Consider the following 14664-nt stretch of genomic DNA (forward strand, 5'->3'; position numbering starts at 1 on the left):
AAAATTATATCTTAAAAAAACAGGAGAAACAACTCTTTGAATATGTATTGTGCTCGTCACAAAGTATTTTAAAAAAGACAAGGGTGCATCAGGAAATTTCTCCTGTAACACCCTTGTCTTTCACTGATTCTTAACCGATCAGCTTTAGTCCGACAGCGGAGCACAAGATCATTGCAATAAACAATACGCGCTTCGCCTCTTTAGGTTCCCCAAAAATGAACATTCCAACAATAGTACTTCCGACGGTGCCAATTCCGGTCCATACAGCATATGCCGTACCCATAGACAAAGACTGCATTGCATAGGAGAGGAGGGAGAAGCTCAGCAGGAAGCTTACGCCCATCAACAGGAAGTATTTTTTTCCTTTCCCCGATGACATGCCTTTGATCCCAATAACACCAAGTATTTCACTCAGACCTGCAAAAATAACTGCTGCCCATGCCATTTAGGTTAGACCTCCTTTCGTTTCTTGCTTCGACGATTGATCCGTTACCAGCTTGAGTCCGACTACACCGGCTAACAATAGTGCGATTAAGAGTACTTTGGATAAGCGGAAGGGCTCTCCGAATAAGAGCATTTCCGCAATGACGGTACCTGCGGTACCCAGTCCAGTAAATACGGCATAGACCGTCCCGACAGGCAGCCGCTTGGCAGCCTGAATAATGAGCCAGAAGCTCACGGCAATCGATACTACAGTAGCAATCCACTCCAGCGGTGTTTCCGCATGCTTTAGGCCAGAGACCCAAATAACCTCAATGACTCCTCCGAGGATAACAAATAACCAGTTGCGATTCATGAAGATGACTCCTTTGTATGAAAAAGTTGAAGACCATGCCAGAACACGGGCCAGGCGGCTTCGACACGTTTCTGATAACGCTCCATGCCCCCGTAGAGCAGCTCAACCGTCGTACCGTCAACCAGCGTCATATAGCTGATGGCGATTTGAGCTGCGTGAGTGCGTTCATAAGATTGCCGCACCAGAAATTTGGCGAGCACTCTCTCCAGGCCATCCAGAAACGGATACACCATATGACTAACCTCATAATTCAGGGATGCCGGCGGGAAATAGCTGACTCGCATGAGCAGCTTGGCGGCGTCCTGAGATTCGAATTCTTTCCCAAACCAATCGAAGAACCCATGAAGGCATTCTTCAAGCGTACTATGCTTATTGGACTGCTCCTGAAAATAAGTCAGGATTCGTCTGCGTTCCAGCTGGAACACATACTCCACGACATGGATGAACAGGTCGTCCTTATTTTTATAATGTGCGTAGATCGACGGCTTCTTGATTCCGACTTCATCCGCAATTTTGCGGAGGGAGGCCCCTTCATAGCCCTCGAGTGCAAATTGACTTAGCGCGGCTTCTTTTATCTTGTCTGAACTCATTATCATTCACCTACCTAACGATCGTTAGTCTAACGTGGTTAACGTTCAATGTCAACTAGTTATGCTGATAATATGGGCGATAGGAATACGGAAATAACCGCTGAATGATCATTCAGCGGTTATCAGATCAGCATTTATCAGAAAGTAGTGAAGCCGAGAGCATATTGAATCTTGTACAGGATGCCGGTCCAGAACGTAGTAGGGTCCTCATATGCCGATAGATCAAGAGTGAATTCGCCGTCCTTATTGCTCCATAAACGTTTAAAGTATTGAGATACATCAGCAGCAATCTTGCTGTCCGAAGGAGCTTCAATCCATAGATTGTTTTCTAGATTGTAGTCATTTAAATTACGGGGAGTGAAATTGGTTGATCCCCCTAGCATCATATGGTCTCCAGAACGGCGCTCCAGATACAGCAGCTTGGTATGATATTGTTCCTTGGTCGTGTTATACCATCTGATCTTGATCCTGCCCTTGGACTTCTCAGTCAGCTCTTCGGCAACCGGGCGGTTAGGGATACCGATCTTCTTCTGTCCAAAAGCATTCTCGTTCGGATCAAGAATGATCCTAATCTCAACTCCCCGCTCCGATGCTTCCAGCAGGGCTTCCTTCACCGCTTTGTCCGCCAAGTAAAACATCCCCATCCATAGGGTATCTCCAGACTGAGACTGCTCGATTAAAGATATCGCATGCTTCGCTATTTTCCCTTCGGTCAGATAGCGCACCCGAATAGGCCCTGACTCAGCATTCTCTGGTGCAGTATATTCGGGAAGCTTGCCTGCGGAGGATAAATCCATGGCAGCCTGTTCTGTCTTGAGAATGTCTCCGATAATCGGACCTGAGACCTCAAAGGCAATGTTGGAGTGATAGACGCTGGCGTCGTGAATATTGGCAGAAGCAACGATAGCTGTCTGTTCGCTGGCTACAAGCTTGCGGTGATTGGCTTTCACATTCAGCAGCTTGAGATAGGAGCGGAAGGTCACATCAGGACCGTTTGTGGCCATGAGATTCGGCAGCCAGCCGGTTCCCTGTTCACCAAACCATTGAAAGTATGTACGCCATACAGCAGAGTAGAAGGGGGTTGAATCCCTGAGCGGATCCACATTTGTTACGACTACCCGGATTCCACTGGCTTTCATTTGCTCCAGCAAGGCGTTGGGGTGAGAGTTGTAATTGGTGTTGACTTCATCTGTAATGAATACGATATCCATATCAGGATTCGCTTGCTTTTTCTTGATCAGCAGGTTGGTGAAACGCTTGCTCACTTGGGGAAATGTCTGGTTTGCGTGCTCATAATGGTTAAACAGGAACATATCGATGACAAGAAATTGTTCTGCCTCTTGAACAATTTGTTCCATCCGCTTAATGATGCGTTGTTCATGTCGTTCGGTACCCTCCGGCGCTTTCGGATCGGGATATGTCAGATCAGCAAAAAACTCGACATGCTCTACATGATGAACAGGTCCCTCGAAGGATACACCTTCAGGCAGAGGTTTATTCATTTGATACACAATGACACCTGCAAGCCATAGTATGTTAAGGATGATAAACCACAGGAGGAGCTTTTTTATAGAGAATTTTTTCTTGGAAACAGCTGAGCTCGATGCCTGCGTATGATGCGGATGATGTAGATTGTTCATTGATGAAGACGCCCCTTCAAAAGTAATAAATATAAGATAGGATGATGGGTCACATATCATGATTTCTATATCCTGCACATTATTAACGCCAACATACGGGAGATGAAGCAAATCAGCCGGCTTAGAGGCATCGACAAGGGTAATCCGTTTATGTATAATAAATGTACTTTATCTTTACCGAACGTCATAATATATAATGTCATTCATTATACGGGTAGTCCAAACTGCATAAGTCTGATTGAATAGATAAAAATCTTGCTATAAAAAAGTTTTTTATTTTTTTTGTTTAATAATTAACCTACCGGTGTAAATAATTATTATTGCCTTTATATTGGTTATCTAACTTTTAGAAAGTATATTTTGGAAAGTCTATGAATATTGTCTAGCATAACCGCCAATCTTAATAAATACATAGAAAGGTGTGCCTAAAACATGAAGCCTGTACATAAGAAAAAGCAAGCCATTGTGATTGGAGCTGGACCCGGCGGTTTGGCAGCAGCGATGCTGTTATCAGGGCAAGGCTATGAAGTGGATCTGTACGAGAAGCAGCCTGTGATCGGGGGGCGTTCTGCGAGATTAACGCTGGGAGAGTATAAATTTGACCGAGGTGCTACTTTCCTGATGATGCCTCATCTAATAGAAGAAATGTTCACACAAGTCGGGCGTTCACTCCATGACTATGTGGATATGCAGCAGCTGGACCCGCTGTATACTCTTCATTTTGGGGACAAAGTGTTCGCTCCTTCGAGTGATGAAGCGAAGACCGCGAAGGAGATTGCCCGTGTGTTCCCTGGGGACGAGGACAATTATCTTCGATTCATGAAGGATGAGAAGGCTAAATATGAGAAGGTGGAGCCGCTATTACGCAGACCTTTTGGCAAGCTGACGGATTATCTTAAATCGGACGCAGTCAGAGCCCTGCCTTATTTGCATTTGAACGATACCGTGTACGGGAGATTATCCCGTTATTTCAAGGATGAACGTCTTCGCTGGGGCTTCACTTTTCAGGCAAAATATCTAGGTATGTCTGCTTGGGATTGTCCTGGTACCTTTACGATTCTGTCTTATATAGAGCATCATTTCGGGCTTCATCATCCGCAGGGCGGTGTGAATCAGGTGTTTCGCGCCATGGAGGAAGTCATCAAGGAGCACGGCGGCCGGATTCATACTTCGAGGCCCGTGCAGAAGATTTTGGTGGAGGAAGGAAGAGCAGCAGGGGTACTACTGGATGACGGACAAAAGGTATATGCCGATCATGTGGTACTGAATGCTGATTTTTCCTCGTCTATGGTCAAACTGTTTGAGCCTGGTGTACTGAAGAAATATACGCCTGAGAAGATTCGTAACAAAAAGTATTCCTGTTCAGGTGCGATGCTCTATTTGGGTGTGAACAAGAAGATTGATCTGGCGCATCATTCCGTCCATTTCGCAGCGGATTATCGGAAGAATGTCGATGAAATGACAGTGCACAAAACGCTGTCTGCAGATCCTTCTATCTATATACATAACCCGTCAGTGCTGGATCCGACACTGGCTCCTCCTGGAAAATCTTCGCTGTACGTGCTGATGCCGTCTCCGAATACGACAGCAGACATTGACTGGGAAGCGCAGAGGGAAGAAATCAGGCAATCAATGATGAACCGCCTCGAGCAAATTCCCGAGCTGAAAGGGCTGTCCGAGCATATTGAGGAAGAAATGTTCTTCACTCCCCTTCAGTGGGAAGAGGAGCTTGATATCTATAATGGAGCCTTATTTAACCTGGCCCATGGGCTTGATCAAATGATGTATCTAAGGCCCCATAATCAATTTGAGGAATTGGAGAGTCTCTACCTGGTTGGTGGAGGAACGCATCCAGGCAGCGGGCTGCCTACGATTTTTGAATCAGCCAAGATCAGTGTAAGGCTCATTCAGGAGGCTGATGCACGCAAGCATCCAAGGAAGAACTATATGGGCAAAGCTAGGGAAGCGGGGCAATTGTCATGAGCACAACCAAGAAAATAGCCGTTATCGGCTCAGGTGTTGGAGGATTAACGACCGCTCTGCTTCTTACAAAACAAGGGTTTGAAGTGACGATCTACGAGAAGGCCGCTCGTGTAGGAGGCCGCCTCGCATATGAGGAAGAGGGACCTTACCGGATTGACCAGGGTCCTACGATCGTCCTCCTGCCGGAGATGCTGCTCGGCATTCTCGAGGAAGCGGGAATTGATAGATCCCGTATAGATCTGATCCGCTGTGATCCGATGCATCGATTCTATTTTGAGGACGGTAAGGTTCTGTCGAAGTGGTCTGACCGTGAGGAACAGATCGAGGAGATTAATCGTGTGTTTCCGGGTGAGGGTGCCGGCTTTCAGCGTTTCATGGAGGACATGGACCCGCTCTTTCCATCAGGAGTAAGTACGATCCTTGAACGGCCGTTTCCGAGAAGGAGAGACTTCTATACACGGGAAGTCACTCGGCTATTGAAGGATATGAGGGCATATACCAGCTTAAGATCTGCGATGGGCCGTTATTTTAATAACGAGCAGCTCAAGGATGCTTATTCGCTGCAAAGCTTGTATATTGGGGGCTCACCATTATCTACCCCTGGCATTTATACGCTGCTTCCCTATGCGGAGCATCAATTTGGAGTCTGGATGGTAAGAGGCGGTTACGCTTCCCTTGCTTCTCTGCTGGCGGATGAGCTGCTGGCACGGGGCGGGGAGATTCGGCTGAATGAGGAAGTGGAGACGCTTATTGTGGAGAATCGGGAATGCAAGGGTGTCATTACTCCTCAGGGCCCTGCCTTATATGATGCCGTCGTTTATAATGGGGATTTTCCCGAAATATCGAAGCTGATGAACGGGAAGATCCGAACTAGAAGAAAGTATACCGCTTCGTCTGGCTGTCTCCTCGTCTATCTGGGGGTAGATAAGAGATTTCCTGAAGCAACGGCGCATCAGTTCTTTCTGCCAGATCGTTTTGTATCCAATATGAAGGAAGTGTTCCTGAAACGATCATTGCCGGACAACCCTTCATTCTATGCATTTAATCCGGTTGCTGTGGATGAGACAGCTGCACCTGAAGGACACAGCGTACTCTACTTCCTTATACCTGTGCCCAATGCTGAAGGAATAGAAGATTGGAAAGATGCGGAAGCTATAGTGGATAAAGTGCTGGAAGCTGCTGAGATGAAGGCTTTTTCCGGGCTTCGAGAAGCCATCCGATGGCGCAAGATTCGCACACCAGAGGATGCCAGACGAGACGGGTTATACGGCGGCGGCAGCTTCGGCATAGCTCCGGTCTTGTTTCAATCCGGCGTCTATCGGCCACAGCCCAAGCCGTATCCGAACATTCGAGGCTTGTTCGCAGCAGGAGCCTCTGTTCACCCAGGCGGTGGAATACCGATTGTTATGCAAGGCGCAAGGTTATGTGCAAACGAGTTGATAAAGGAGATGGGATAAATGAATGAAGCGATTATATCACGCTGTGAGGAAATGATACGAAAGGGCTCTGCTTCGTTTTACCATGCCTTTCGCGGTTTGCCCAGCCCAAGACGGGAAGCGGTCTTCGTTATCTACGCCTTCTGTCGTCTGATCGATGACAGTGTAGATGAGCCGGACCAAGCGCCGTATTCCATTTTTCAGCTGCAGCATCATTTGAAAGAGCTGGATCAGGCTGAGGGACATTTCATATGGCCGGCCCTTCGCTGGCTGTTCGGAGAATTTCCGAATCTGACGAAGGAGCCCTTCTTCCGCCAAATGGAGGGGCAGATCTCGGACCTGACTCTAACGCACTATTCTACGATGGAGGAGCTGGAGCATTACTGCTATCTGGTAGCAGGCACGGTAGGAGAGATGCTGCTTCCTGTTCTTCGCGATGATAACAGTGTATCCGCCATGACTTCGGGTATTGCGCTTGGCAAGGCGATGCAGATTGTGAATATTATACGCGATGTCGGTGAGGACAAGGCTCGTAACCGCAGATACATTCCGATGGAGCTGATGGTCAGACACGGTTATACGATGAAGGATTTTGATGAGGGAATTGTGGATGAACGCTTTATCTCCGTCATTCGGGAATTACAAGAGATCGCAAGCCGGTGGTTTGAAGAGGGGCTGGCCGATGTTGATACGTATCCGCCGCTCAGCGGCTTTGCTGTAGAGCTGGCAGCCTCGTTCTATGCTTCCATTCTGGATGCGGTAGAGGTGAATCAATATGATGTGTATACCAAGCGGGCATTTGTAACAGATGAGCGAAAAATGAAGCTCTTCCTTAAGCTTGCGGCCAAGCATAAGAAGCGCTCTGGCAAGCGTAATAAAGCAGCGGTGTCCTAAGATGATTCAGATTGTATATTGGATATGGTACAGCATTGGTGCAGTGCTGCTGCTGACCATTGGTGTTCCTGAATATTTGAACTTCTCTAATGGATTATTCCTCGTCTTCTACGCATTGTGTGCGCTCAGTCTTGTGTTTGGTAGACAGCTGAACCCCGCCATGTCTAATCAGCCTCATGAATGGTGGAGAAGACCTGCTGTATGGCTAATTGCCTTCCTCATGTGGCTAGGTGGAATGGGCGTAGAGTGGTTGGGAGTCCACAGCGGCTGGCCATTTGGTGAATACAGCTATTCATTTCTGTTCGGCTTCCATGTATTTTCGGTGCCGTTCACACTCGGTTTTGCATGGATTGCTGTAGTAGGAAATGCTGCGCTGCTGAGCGGTGGTGGTCATGGTGTAAGAGGTAGACTTATTCGAGCACTGAAGGTCGGAACATGGGCTCTTGTGATGGATCTGGTACTGGACCCTGTTATGCATCAGCGGGAATTTTGGAGCTGGGAGGGGGTGGGCGGATTCTACGGGGTGCCGTGGACGAATTTTACCAGCTGGTTCATTATGGGCGCAATTTTGTCCCTGCTGCTGCCTCCGATTGACTACAATCCGTCTCTCCAGCGCAGAGGGAAGCTGCTGTACCAAATGTTCATTTTATTGTTTGGGCTGCTGGCGCTTCAAGATGGACTGTACGGTTCTACCATCATTGCGGCTGTTGCCATCTTTGTAGCAGAGGGGAGTCATCAATATGCTGTCCGCAAACAAGTCCCGATTCTTTAACAAGCTGTTCTCGATATACAATGAAAAATACTTGCTTGAGCGCAGATTCAGCTATATTGGTATTCGCGGACAGCTGGATCCTGCAGATTCCAAATTGCCTGTCCTCTACATCATGAATCACAGCTCTTGGTGGGATGGATTGCTTGTGCACCATGCGCTGCAGAGGCTGTCTTCTGGTGAGCACTATGTGATGATGGAGGAGGAGCAGCTGCACAAATTTGCGTTCTTTCGGAAGCTTGGCGCCTATTCGATACGCAAAGGCGATACGGGGGAAGTGCGCCAAACGTTAAACTACACACGTGAGCTGTTATCCGCAGGTCATAGAGTCTGGATCTTCCCGCAAGGGGAAATCCGGCATCAGGATGTTCGTCCGCTTGGCTTCGAGCGCGGGGTCGGACTGCTGCTGTCGCGCTTGCCCAACACGGCTGTAATACCGGTAACTCTTGTACACGGCTTGTACAGCCGGGATAAGCCTGAGGCGTTCATGAATGCCGGGCACCCGATTATAGAGAACTGGTCCGATTACACCAGTCGTGAAATTACGGGGATACTGGAGGACGTGCTTACTGGGCAGCTGGAGAGACAGAAGTGCGAGATCATGGCTGCTCCTCTCGGACGGCCAGCAGAATACATATCTTTGATACACAGCAAGAGGTCAACGAGTGAGCGATTTGAGAAAGTGTTTGTGAAGCGGGGGGAGCAATAGACATGAATGTGCTTGCATATCTGCTCATGATTCTGTGCGGTATTTTGACTGTACAGCTGGTCTTCTCGATATGGAATAAAAGGCAGCTTCCGCGTCTTGGCGATGCAGGGAGCTCCTCTGCATTACACGGCTCTAAGCGTGCAATCCAATCAGGTTCCATGAAGGAATCGAGCGCCGCGAACGGAAGGGATCCTGAGGCAGTCAAGGTCTCCATCCTAATCCCGGCCCGCAATGAAGAGCGGCATATCGGAGACTGTCTGGCCAGCGTGCTTGCCGCAGATACAGAGGGTATCCAGCTGGAAGTGCTTGTCCTCAATGACCGGTCAGAAGATGCGACCGGGCGTATACTGGAAGAGATGGCTGCGCAGGATTCTCGACTTCGCATTATAGATGGCAGGGAGCTTGCGCCCGGGTGGATGGGCAAATCCCATGCATGTCATCAGCTTGCTGAACAGGCAGCCGGGACATGGTGGCTGTTCATGGATGCGGATGTAAGGCTTGAGCGCCATGCGATAACTGCAGTTTTGAACACCGCAGTACAGCAGGGGACAGGACTTGTTACGGGCTTTCCTAGACAGGTTACAGGTACATGGCTTGAGAAACTGGTCGTACCGATGATGAAATTCACGATTATCAGCCATCTTCCGATTCGGCTTGTACGAGGCTCGGGTGACGCCAGATTTGTTGCGGCGACCGGAGCTTTTATGTTCATTCATCGCAATACCTATGAGCTTGCCGGAGGGCATGCCGCAATTAAAGCGGATCTGCTCGATGACATGCAGCTGGCCAGGGCAGTAAAACGCGCAGGGGAGCCGGTAACCTTGGCTGATATCCATCAGCATACCCATACCCGTATGTATCAGAATGCACGGGAGGTATGGAACGGATATAAGAAGAACCTGTTCGAGGGGCTGGGGCGCAGCGGTTTCCTGCTGACTCTCGTGCTGCTCATGTATGCCCTGCTGTACCTGCTGCCGCCGATGGGCCTTATCATAGGTATACTGACAGGTGATCCTCTGGTCATCGGCTATGGATTAGCTGCCACTCTGCTCGGCATGGGTGTGAAGAGGGTGGCCGACCAGGTGAACAGCCAGCCGCTGTGGCTCATGTTTCTGCATCCGGTCAGCATCGCCTGTGTCATTCTGATCGGAATATCCTCCTGGCTTGGAGCAGTCACAGGCAAAGGTTATGTGTGGAAAGGGCGGAGGTACAACTAATGAAGAAGAAGGCAGTCATTATCGGCGCAGGATTCGGAGGGCTGTCCTGCGCCATTCGTCTAGCATCGGAAGGAATGGATGTTACTGTGCTCGAGCGGCAGCAGCATCCAGGCGGCAAGCTTCAGAGAATTACGGATCAGGGCTATACCTTTGATCGAGGACCCAGCACAATCACGATGCCGCATGTGTTCCGCCAAGTGTTTGAACAGTCCGGGGTCTCAATGGAAGACTACGTTCGGTTATATAACCTTGATCCGCGTACACGTAATGTTTTTGCGGATGGCAGTGCAGTGGATTTAACGAAAGACCGGGAACAGATGAAGGAGCAGATGGCCGTCTACAGTTCGAAGGATGCGCTGCGATATGAGGCATTCATGGAGGAATCCCAAGCACTGTACAGAGAGGCGGAGGACAAGTTTCTGAATCGTCTGCTGCTCACCCCCAGAGACAAGTACAACCTGTCCATGTTAAAGAGCCTTCTGCGAGTAAGGCCGCTCGTCAAGCTGGATACGCTGCTGCGTCGATATTTTGAACATCCGAATACACTGATGATGCTGGGGAGGTATGCTACGTATATCGGCGCATCCCCTTACAGTACACCCTCGATCTTCGCCATGCTGGGTCATGTGGAGGCCGATCTTGGTATTTACGGTGTAGAAGGAGGGACCTCTTCCCTCATTACGGGGATGGTAAAGCGGGCAGAAGAGCTTGGGGTACGCATTCATACTGGGGAGCATGTGAGTAAGCTGATTATCCGAAATGGGAGAGCGGCAGGAGTCCAGAGTGACAAGGGGGAATACACCGCAGATGTCGTGGTCGTAAATGGAGATGTGCTCAGCATGAACCGCCTGCTTATTCCTGAGCAATATCGCCCGTCTATGAATGATAAGGCAATCTCCCGGTACGAGCCCTCATTATCTGGCTTTGTAACGCTGTGCGGCGTGCGTAAGCAGTATGAGCAGCTGCTGCATCATACGGTGTTTTTCCCTGAGGTCTATCAGGATGAATTTACGGATATCTTTCAGAGACGACAGGCGGCGCAGGATCCAACACTCTATCTGTGTTATTCTGGTTACTCTGAGAATGGAATGGCTCCGGACGGAAGCAGTAACTTATTTATACTGGCCAATGCCCCGTATGTGTCTGAGGATTGGAGCTGGGAACAGCATACAGACACCTATCGGCAGTTGATTTTTGATAAACTCGCAGCAAGAGGCTTAGATGGACTGGATCAGTCCGAAGTTATCATCCATTACAACCCGGAGCAGATCGAGCAAGATACACTTGCCTATCGCGGCGGTATCTATGGTATATCCTCCAACACGGTGAACCAGACCTTCTTCCGGCCAGGTAACAAGCACAAGGATATTGAGGATTTATGGTTTGTCGGAGGAACGACACATCCAGGTGGAGGAACGCCGATTGTGACGTTGTCCGGTCAGCTTGTTGGAGAGCAGGTAGCGGGTAAGTATATAGGCTGAGATATTAGTGATTATGAAAAAAAGATGAGCAAGCTCACATCGATAAGCTGTATTCATTTCGTTATAATAGTTCAGGATCATAAAGAATGTGAAATCAATCTCACAACAACTCATGGGAGTGATGAGAGGAGAAGAGGAGAGTATGCAAAGACGACCCGATCAGGATCATGAAGACAACAAGCGCACAAGCACAAATGAATTTCGGGTTAGCGAGCATCTGCTGCCTGAGATCCCAACCGGAGAACGGAAAATGGAGCATGTCAGGTTATGCCTGAATGAGGATGTGAATGGTCAGGGGATATCAACTGGATTTGAGAAATATCGATTCCGCCATTTGGCGCTGCCGGAGCTTAGCTTCTCCGATATCCGTCTTGCCGCCGCCTTCCTAGGGGAAGAGCTGCGTACACCGCTGCTGATCAGCTCCATGACCGGTGGGAGCAAAACGACAGGCTTAATCAATGAACGTCTTGCGGCGGCGGCAGAAGCGAGAGGCTGGTCACTCGGAGTGGGTTCCATACGTGCAGCTGTGGAGAAGCCGGAGCTTAGTGATACCTTTGCTGTCCGAAGAAATGCGCCTACCATACCTGTCATTGCGAATCTGGGAGCGGTACAGCTGAACTACGGCTTCGGTGCAGAAGCCTGTCAGCGGGCAGTAGACATTGCGGGTGCATCGATGCTGGTCCTGCACCTGAACAGTCTGCAGGAAGTTTTTCAGCCCGAAGGAAACACGGACTTTAGCAGCCTGCTGCAGCGAATTGAAGCTCTATGCAAGAAGCTTGAGGTACCGGTCGGTGTCAAGGAAGTGGGTTGGGGAATTGATGGAAGCACAGCAGCCCGGCTGTATTCTGCTGGAGTTTCATTTATTGATGTTGCCGGAGCAGGAGGGACAAGCTGGGTTCAGGTGGAGAAGTATCGCAATCAGGATCCGATGCGCAAGGCCGCAGCCGAAGCATTTGCTGATTGGGGAATTCCTACTAGCGATTGTATCCTGGAAGTTCGTAAGTACAACCCTGGAAGGGCGTTGATTGGCAGCGGCGGACTGACGAATGGAGTGGATGCAGCCAAAGCAATTGGACTGGGTGCAGATCTGGCCGGGTTCGGGAGATCCCTGCTTGAATCCGCCGTCCATTCAGAAGAGGCACTTCATGAGAGATTGGCGCAGGTTGAATTCGAGCTGCGTGCTGCCATGTTTGGTATAGGCGTAAGAACGATTGCAGAGCTTCAGGGCACATCAAGACTCATCAAACATTGAATCAGCAGGAAGGTGAATTGGATCGTGATTGAGCTTAGTGCAATGAATAAATTGCAGTTTGAGGATTTTATGTCCTTTACTCTGAAACAATATGCTCAGGAGAAGATTACAGCCGGAACCTGGCTGCCTGAGCATGCTGAGAGCCGGGCGTTAGAGGATATGCACCGGATTCTCCCGGAAGGATACCTTACCCAGGATGCTTATTTTTACAACTTGATCGATTCAAGTGTAGGTGATGGACAAGTCATCGGATTTATCTGGTTTAATATCTACTTGCGGAATGGAGTAAGAGAGGCCTTTCTGTATGACATACATATAGCCGAGGAATATCAGGGCAAGGGCTACGGTACGCGGACAATGGAGCTGCTGGAGAAGGAAGCTCGCAAATTACAGGCTGAACGGATTGGACTTCATGTATTTGGTCATAATGCCCGGGCCATGAGCTTGTATACCAAAATGGGCTATGAGGCGAAGAGCATTACCATGTATAAGGAATTGTAGGCTTACGATTGGTGCTGGCAATTATGTACAAACGGGAGACTTTAGCCGCTTCTTGTCTTGATGGTCTACCGCTTCTCATATATAATTAGTGGGATTGTCACGAAAGTTTATACACGTAATTTGCATACATTTCGAATGAATTTCATGATATCTTCGTTTATAACGAATGGATTCATACCATTATGAAATACGTTCTTCTCAGCGAATACGCTCGCTGCAAACAAATATTTATTTGAGGAGTTGTAGGAATACATGGCTTTGAAAGCAGGGATTGTCGGACTTCCGAACGTAGGAAAGTCGACCCTTTTTAATGCGATTACCCAAGCAGGCGCGGAGAGCGCAAACTATCCTTTTTGTACGATTGATCCGAATGTCGGTGTCGTTGAGGTTCCTGATGAGCGCCTGGACAAACTTACAGAGCTGGTACAGCCGAACAAGACCGTGCCTACGGCATTTGAATTTGTCGACATTGCAGGGCTTGTCCGCGGTGCGAGTAAGGGTGAAGGGCTTGGTAACAAGTTCTTGGCTCATATTCGCGAAGTCGATGCGATTGTGCACGTTGTACGTTGCTTTGAAGATGAGAATATTACGCATGTGGATGGCAAGGTCGATCCGGTATCCGATATTCAAACGATCAATCTCGAGCTGATTCTGGCTGATATTGAGAGTGTTGAGAAGCGCATTGATCGTGCCCGCAAGAATATGAAGGGCGGCAACAAGCAGGGCGCTCAGGAAGTAGAAGTTCTGGAGAAGGTGAAGGAAGTGCTGTATGAAGACAAACCAGCACGCAGCCTGGAGCTGACAGAAGACGAACGTCTCGTCGTTCGCGATCTTCACCTGCTGACAATGAAGCCCGTACTATATGCGGCAAACGTTAGTGAGGATGAAGTGTCTACTGCGGACGAGAATCCGTATGTGCTGCAAGTGAAGGAATTTGCTGCCGCAGAACATGCTGAAGTGGTACCGATCAGTGCTAAAGTAGAGGCTGAGATCGCAGAGCTTGAAGGAGAAGACAAGGAAATGTTCCTTGAAGAGCTGGGGCTGGAGGAATCCGGTCTTAACCGCCTGATTAAGGCAGCTTATCGCCTTCTTGGTCTGTACACTTACTTTACTGCAGGTGTTCAAGAGGTTCGCGCTTGGACGATCCGCAAAGGTACGAAGGCGCCGGGCGCAGCAGGCGTGATCCACTCTGACTTCGAACGCGGCTTTATCCGTGCCGAGGTTGTATCCTATGCTGATCTGATGGCTGCAGGCTCCATGAACGGAGCGAAGGAGCGCGGTCAGCTGAGACTGGAAGGTAAAGAATACATTGTGCAGGACGGCGATGTGATGCACTTCCGCTTTAACGTTTAATCATGAAGAGGCCCCTGCCTTTCCTTTGTTGGGAAGACAGGGG

General features: G+C 49.1%; 14 protein-coding genes. 10 read left to right on the forward strand and 4 right to left on the reverse strand.

The annotated features are described in order from the left end of the window. Window positions 1-130 precede the first annotated feature (130 nt). The 4 genes from BK126_RS20865 to BK126_RS20880 form a co-directional block, all read right to left on the reverse strand. Window positions 131-445: a DMT family transporter gene (locus BK126_RS20865; RefSeq protein ID WP_076314467.1), complete on the reverse strand. Its 315-nt coding sequence runs from the start codon at window positions 443-445 to the stop codon at window positions 131-133. Next, window positions 446-796, reverse strand: a complete 351-nt coding sequence (locus tag BK126_RS20870) for a DMT family transporter (RefSeq protein ID WP_076314468.1) — start codon at window positions 794-796, stop codon at window positions 446-448. After that, entirely contained in the window at window positions 793-1386 is a 594-nt protein-coding gene (locus BK126_RS20875) for a TetR/AcrR family transcriptional regulator (RefSeq protein WP_076314469.1), read from the reverse strand. The genes BK126_RS20870 and BK126_RS20875 overlap by 4 nt, the downstream gene beginning before the upstream one ends. A 137-nt stretch (window positions 1387-1523) precedes the next feature. After that, window positions 1524-3026, reverse strand: coding sequence for a phospholipase D family protein (locus BK126_RS20880; protein WP_076314470.1), 1503 nt, complete (start codon window positions 3024-3026; stop codon window positions 1524-1526). Between the two features lie 432 nt (window positions 3027-3458). Between BK126_RS20880 and BK126_RS20885 the strand changes: the two genes are divergently transcribed. The 10 genes from BK126_RS20885 to ychF all read left to right on the forward strand — a co-directional run bounded on the left by BK126_RS20885 (window position 3459) and on the right by ychF (window position 14621). Beyond that, on the forward strand, window positions 3459-5009 hold the full coding sequence (locus tag BK126_RS20885) for a phytoene desaturase family protein (RefSeq protein ID WP_076314471.1): 1551 nt from the start codon (window positions 3459-3461) through the stop codon (window positions 5007-5009). Beyond that, the gene (locus BK126_RS20890) at window positions 5006-6466 is read left to right on the forward strand and encodes a phytoene desaturase family protein (protein WP_076314472.1); all 1461 of its coding nucleotides are present in this window, start codon (window positions 5006-5008) and stop codon (window positions 6464-6466) included. Before BK126_RS20885 ends, BK126_RS20890 begins: the two co-directional genes overlap by 4 nt. Next, window positions 6467-7339, forward strand: a complete 873-nt coding sequence (locus tag BK126_RS20895) for a phytoene/squalene synthase family protein (protein ID WP_076314473.1) — start codon at window positions 6467-6469, stop codon at window positions 7337-7339. 1 nt (window position 7340) lies between these two features. Further along, a complete protein-coding gene (locus BK126_RS20900) occupies window positions 7341-8111 on the forward strand; it encodes a carotenoid biosynthesis protein (protein WP_076314474.1) in 771 nt (256 codons plus the stop codon). Further along, entirely contained in the window at window positions 8080-8817 is a 738-nt protein-coding gene (locus tag BK126_RS20905) for a lysophospholipid acyltransferase family protein (RefSeq protein WP_076314475.1), read from the forward strand. The genes BK126_RS20900 and BK126_RS20905 overlap by 32 nt, the downstream gene beginning before the upstream one ends. Window positions 8818-8819: 2 nt before the next feature. Beyond that, window positions 8820-10034 carry a glycosyltransferase family 2 protein gene (locus tag BK126_RS20910; protein ID WP_076314476.1) on the forward strand — a complete coding sequence of 405 codons (1215 nt, stop codon included), beginning with the start codon at window positions 8820-8822 and terminating at the stop codon, window positions 10032-10034. Then, window positions 10034-11515: a phytoene desaturase family protein gene (locus BK126_RS20915; protein ID WP_076314477.1), complete on the forward strand. Its 1482-nt coding sequence runs from the start codon at window positions 10034-10036 to the stop codon at window positions 11513-11515. The genes BK126_RS20910 and BK126_RS20915 overlap by 1 nt, the downstream gene beginning before the upstream one ends. Window positions 11516-11657: 142 nt before the next feature. Then, a complete protein-coding gene (gene fni / locus BK126_RS20920) occupies window positions 11658-12767 on the forward strand; it encodes a type 2 isopentenyl-diphosphate Delta-isomerase (protein WP_076314478.1) in 1110 nt (369 codons plus the stop codon). A gap of 24 nt (window positions 12768-12791) precedes the next feature. Then, window positions 12792-13268 (forward strand): GNAT family N-acetyltransferase, encoded by a 477-nt coding sequence (locus BK126_RS20925; RefSeq protein WP_256209720.1) that lies wholly within the window; start codon window positions 12792-12794, stop codon window positions 13266-13268. Between the two features lie 252 nt (window positions 13269-13520). Then, complete coding sequence (gene ychF, locus BK126_RS20930) at window positions 13521-14621, forward strand: redox-regulated ATPase YchF (RefSeq protein WP_076314479.1); 1101 nt, start codon at window positions 13521-13523, stop codon at window positions 14619-14621. The last annotated feature ends 43 nt before the right edge of the window (window positions 14622-14664 follow it).

Origin of the sequence: Paenibacillus sp. FSL H7-0326 (assembly GCF_001955535.1) — a bacterium.
Classification (GTDB): Bacteria; Bacillota; Bacilli; order Paenibacillales; family Paenibacillaceae; genus Paenibacillus; species Paenibacillus shunpengii.

Coding starts and splice junctions, on each gene's coding strand:
- fni (WP_076314478.1), top strand. CDS start 11,658: ATGCAAAGACGACCCGATCAGGATCATGAAGACAACAAGCGCACAAGC.
- ychF (WP_076314479.1), top strand. CDS start 13,521: ATGGCTTTGAAAGCAGGGATTGTCGGACTTCCGAACGTAGGAAAGTCG.
- BK126_RS20865 (WP_076314467.1), bottom strand. CDS start 445: ATGGCATGGGCAGCAGTTATTTTTGCAGGTCTGAGTGAAATACTTGGT.
- BK126_RS20900 (WP_076314474.1), top strand. CDS start 7,341: ATGATTCAGATTGTATATTGGATATGGTACAGCATTGGTGCAGTGCTG.
- BK126_RS20910 (WP_076314476.1), top strand. CDS start 8,820: ATGAATGTGCTTGCATATCTGCTCATGATTCTGTGCGGTATTTTGACT.
- BK126_RS20875 (WP_076314469.1), bottom strand. CDS start 1,386: ATGAGTTCAGACAAGATAAAAGAAGCCGCGCTAAGTCAATTTGCACTC.
- BK126_RS20870 (WP_076314468.1), bottom strand. CDS start 796: ATGAATCGCAACTGGTTATTTGTTATCCTCGGAGGAGTCATTGAGGTT.
- BK126_RS20885 (WP_076314471.1), top strand. CDS start 3,459: ATGAAGCCTGTACATAAGAAAAAGCAAGCCATTGTGATTGGAGCTGGA.
- BK126_RS20880 (WP_076314470.1), bottom strand. CDS start 3,026: ATGAACAATCTACATCATCCGCATCATACGCAGGCATCGAGCTCAGCT.
- BK126_RS20895 (WP_076314473.1), top strand. CDS start 6,467: ATGAATGAAGCGATTATATCACGCTGTGAGGAAATGATACGAAAGGGC.
- BK126_RS20890 (WP_076314472.1), top strand. CDS start 5,006: ATGAGCACAACCAAGAAAATAGCCGTTATCGGCTCAGGTGTTGGAGGA.
- BK126_RS20915 (WP_076314477.1), top strand. CDS start 10,034: ATGAAGAAGAAGGCAGTCATTATCGGCGCAGGATTCGGAGGGCTGTCC.
- BK126_RS20905 (WP_076314475.1), top strand. CDS start 8,080: ATGCTGTCCGCAAACAAGTCCCGATTCTTTAACAAGCTGTTCTCGATA.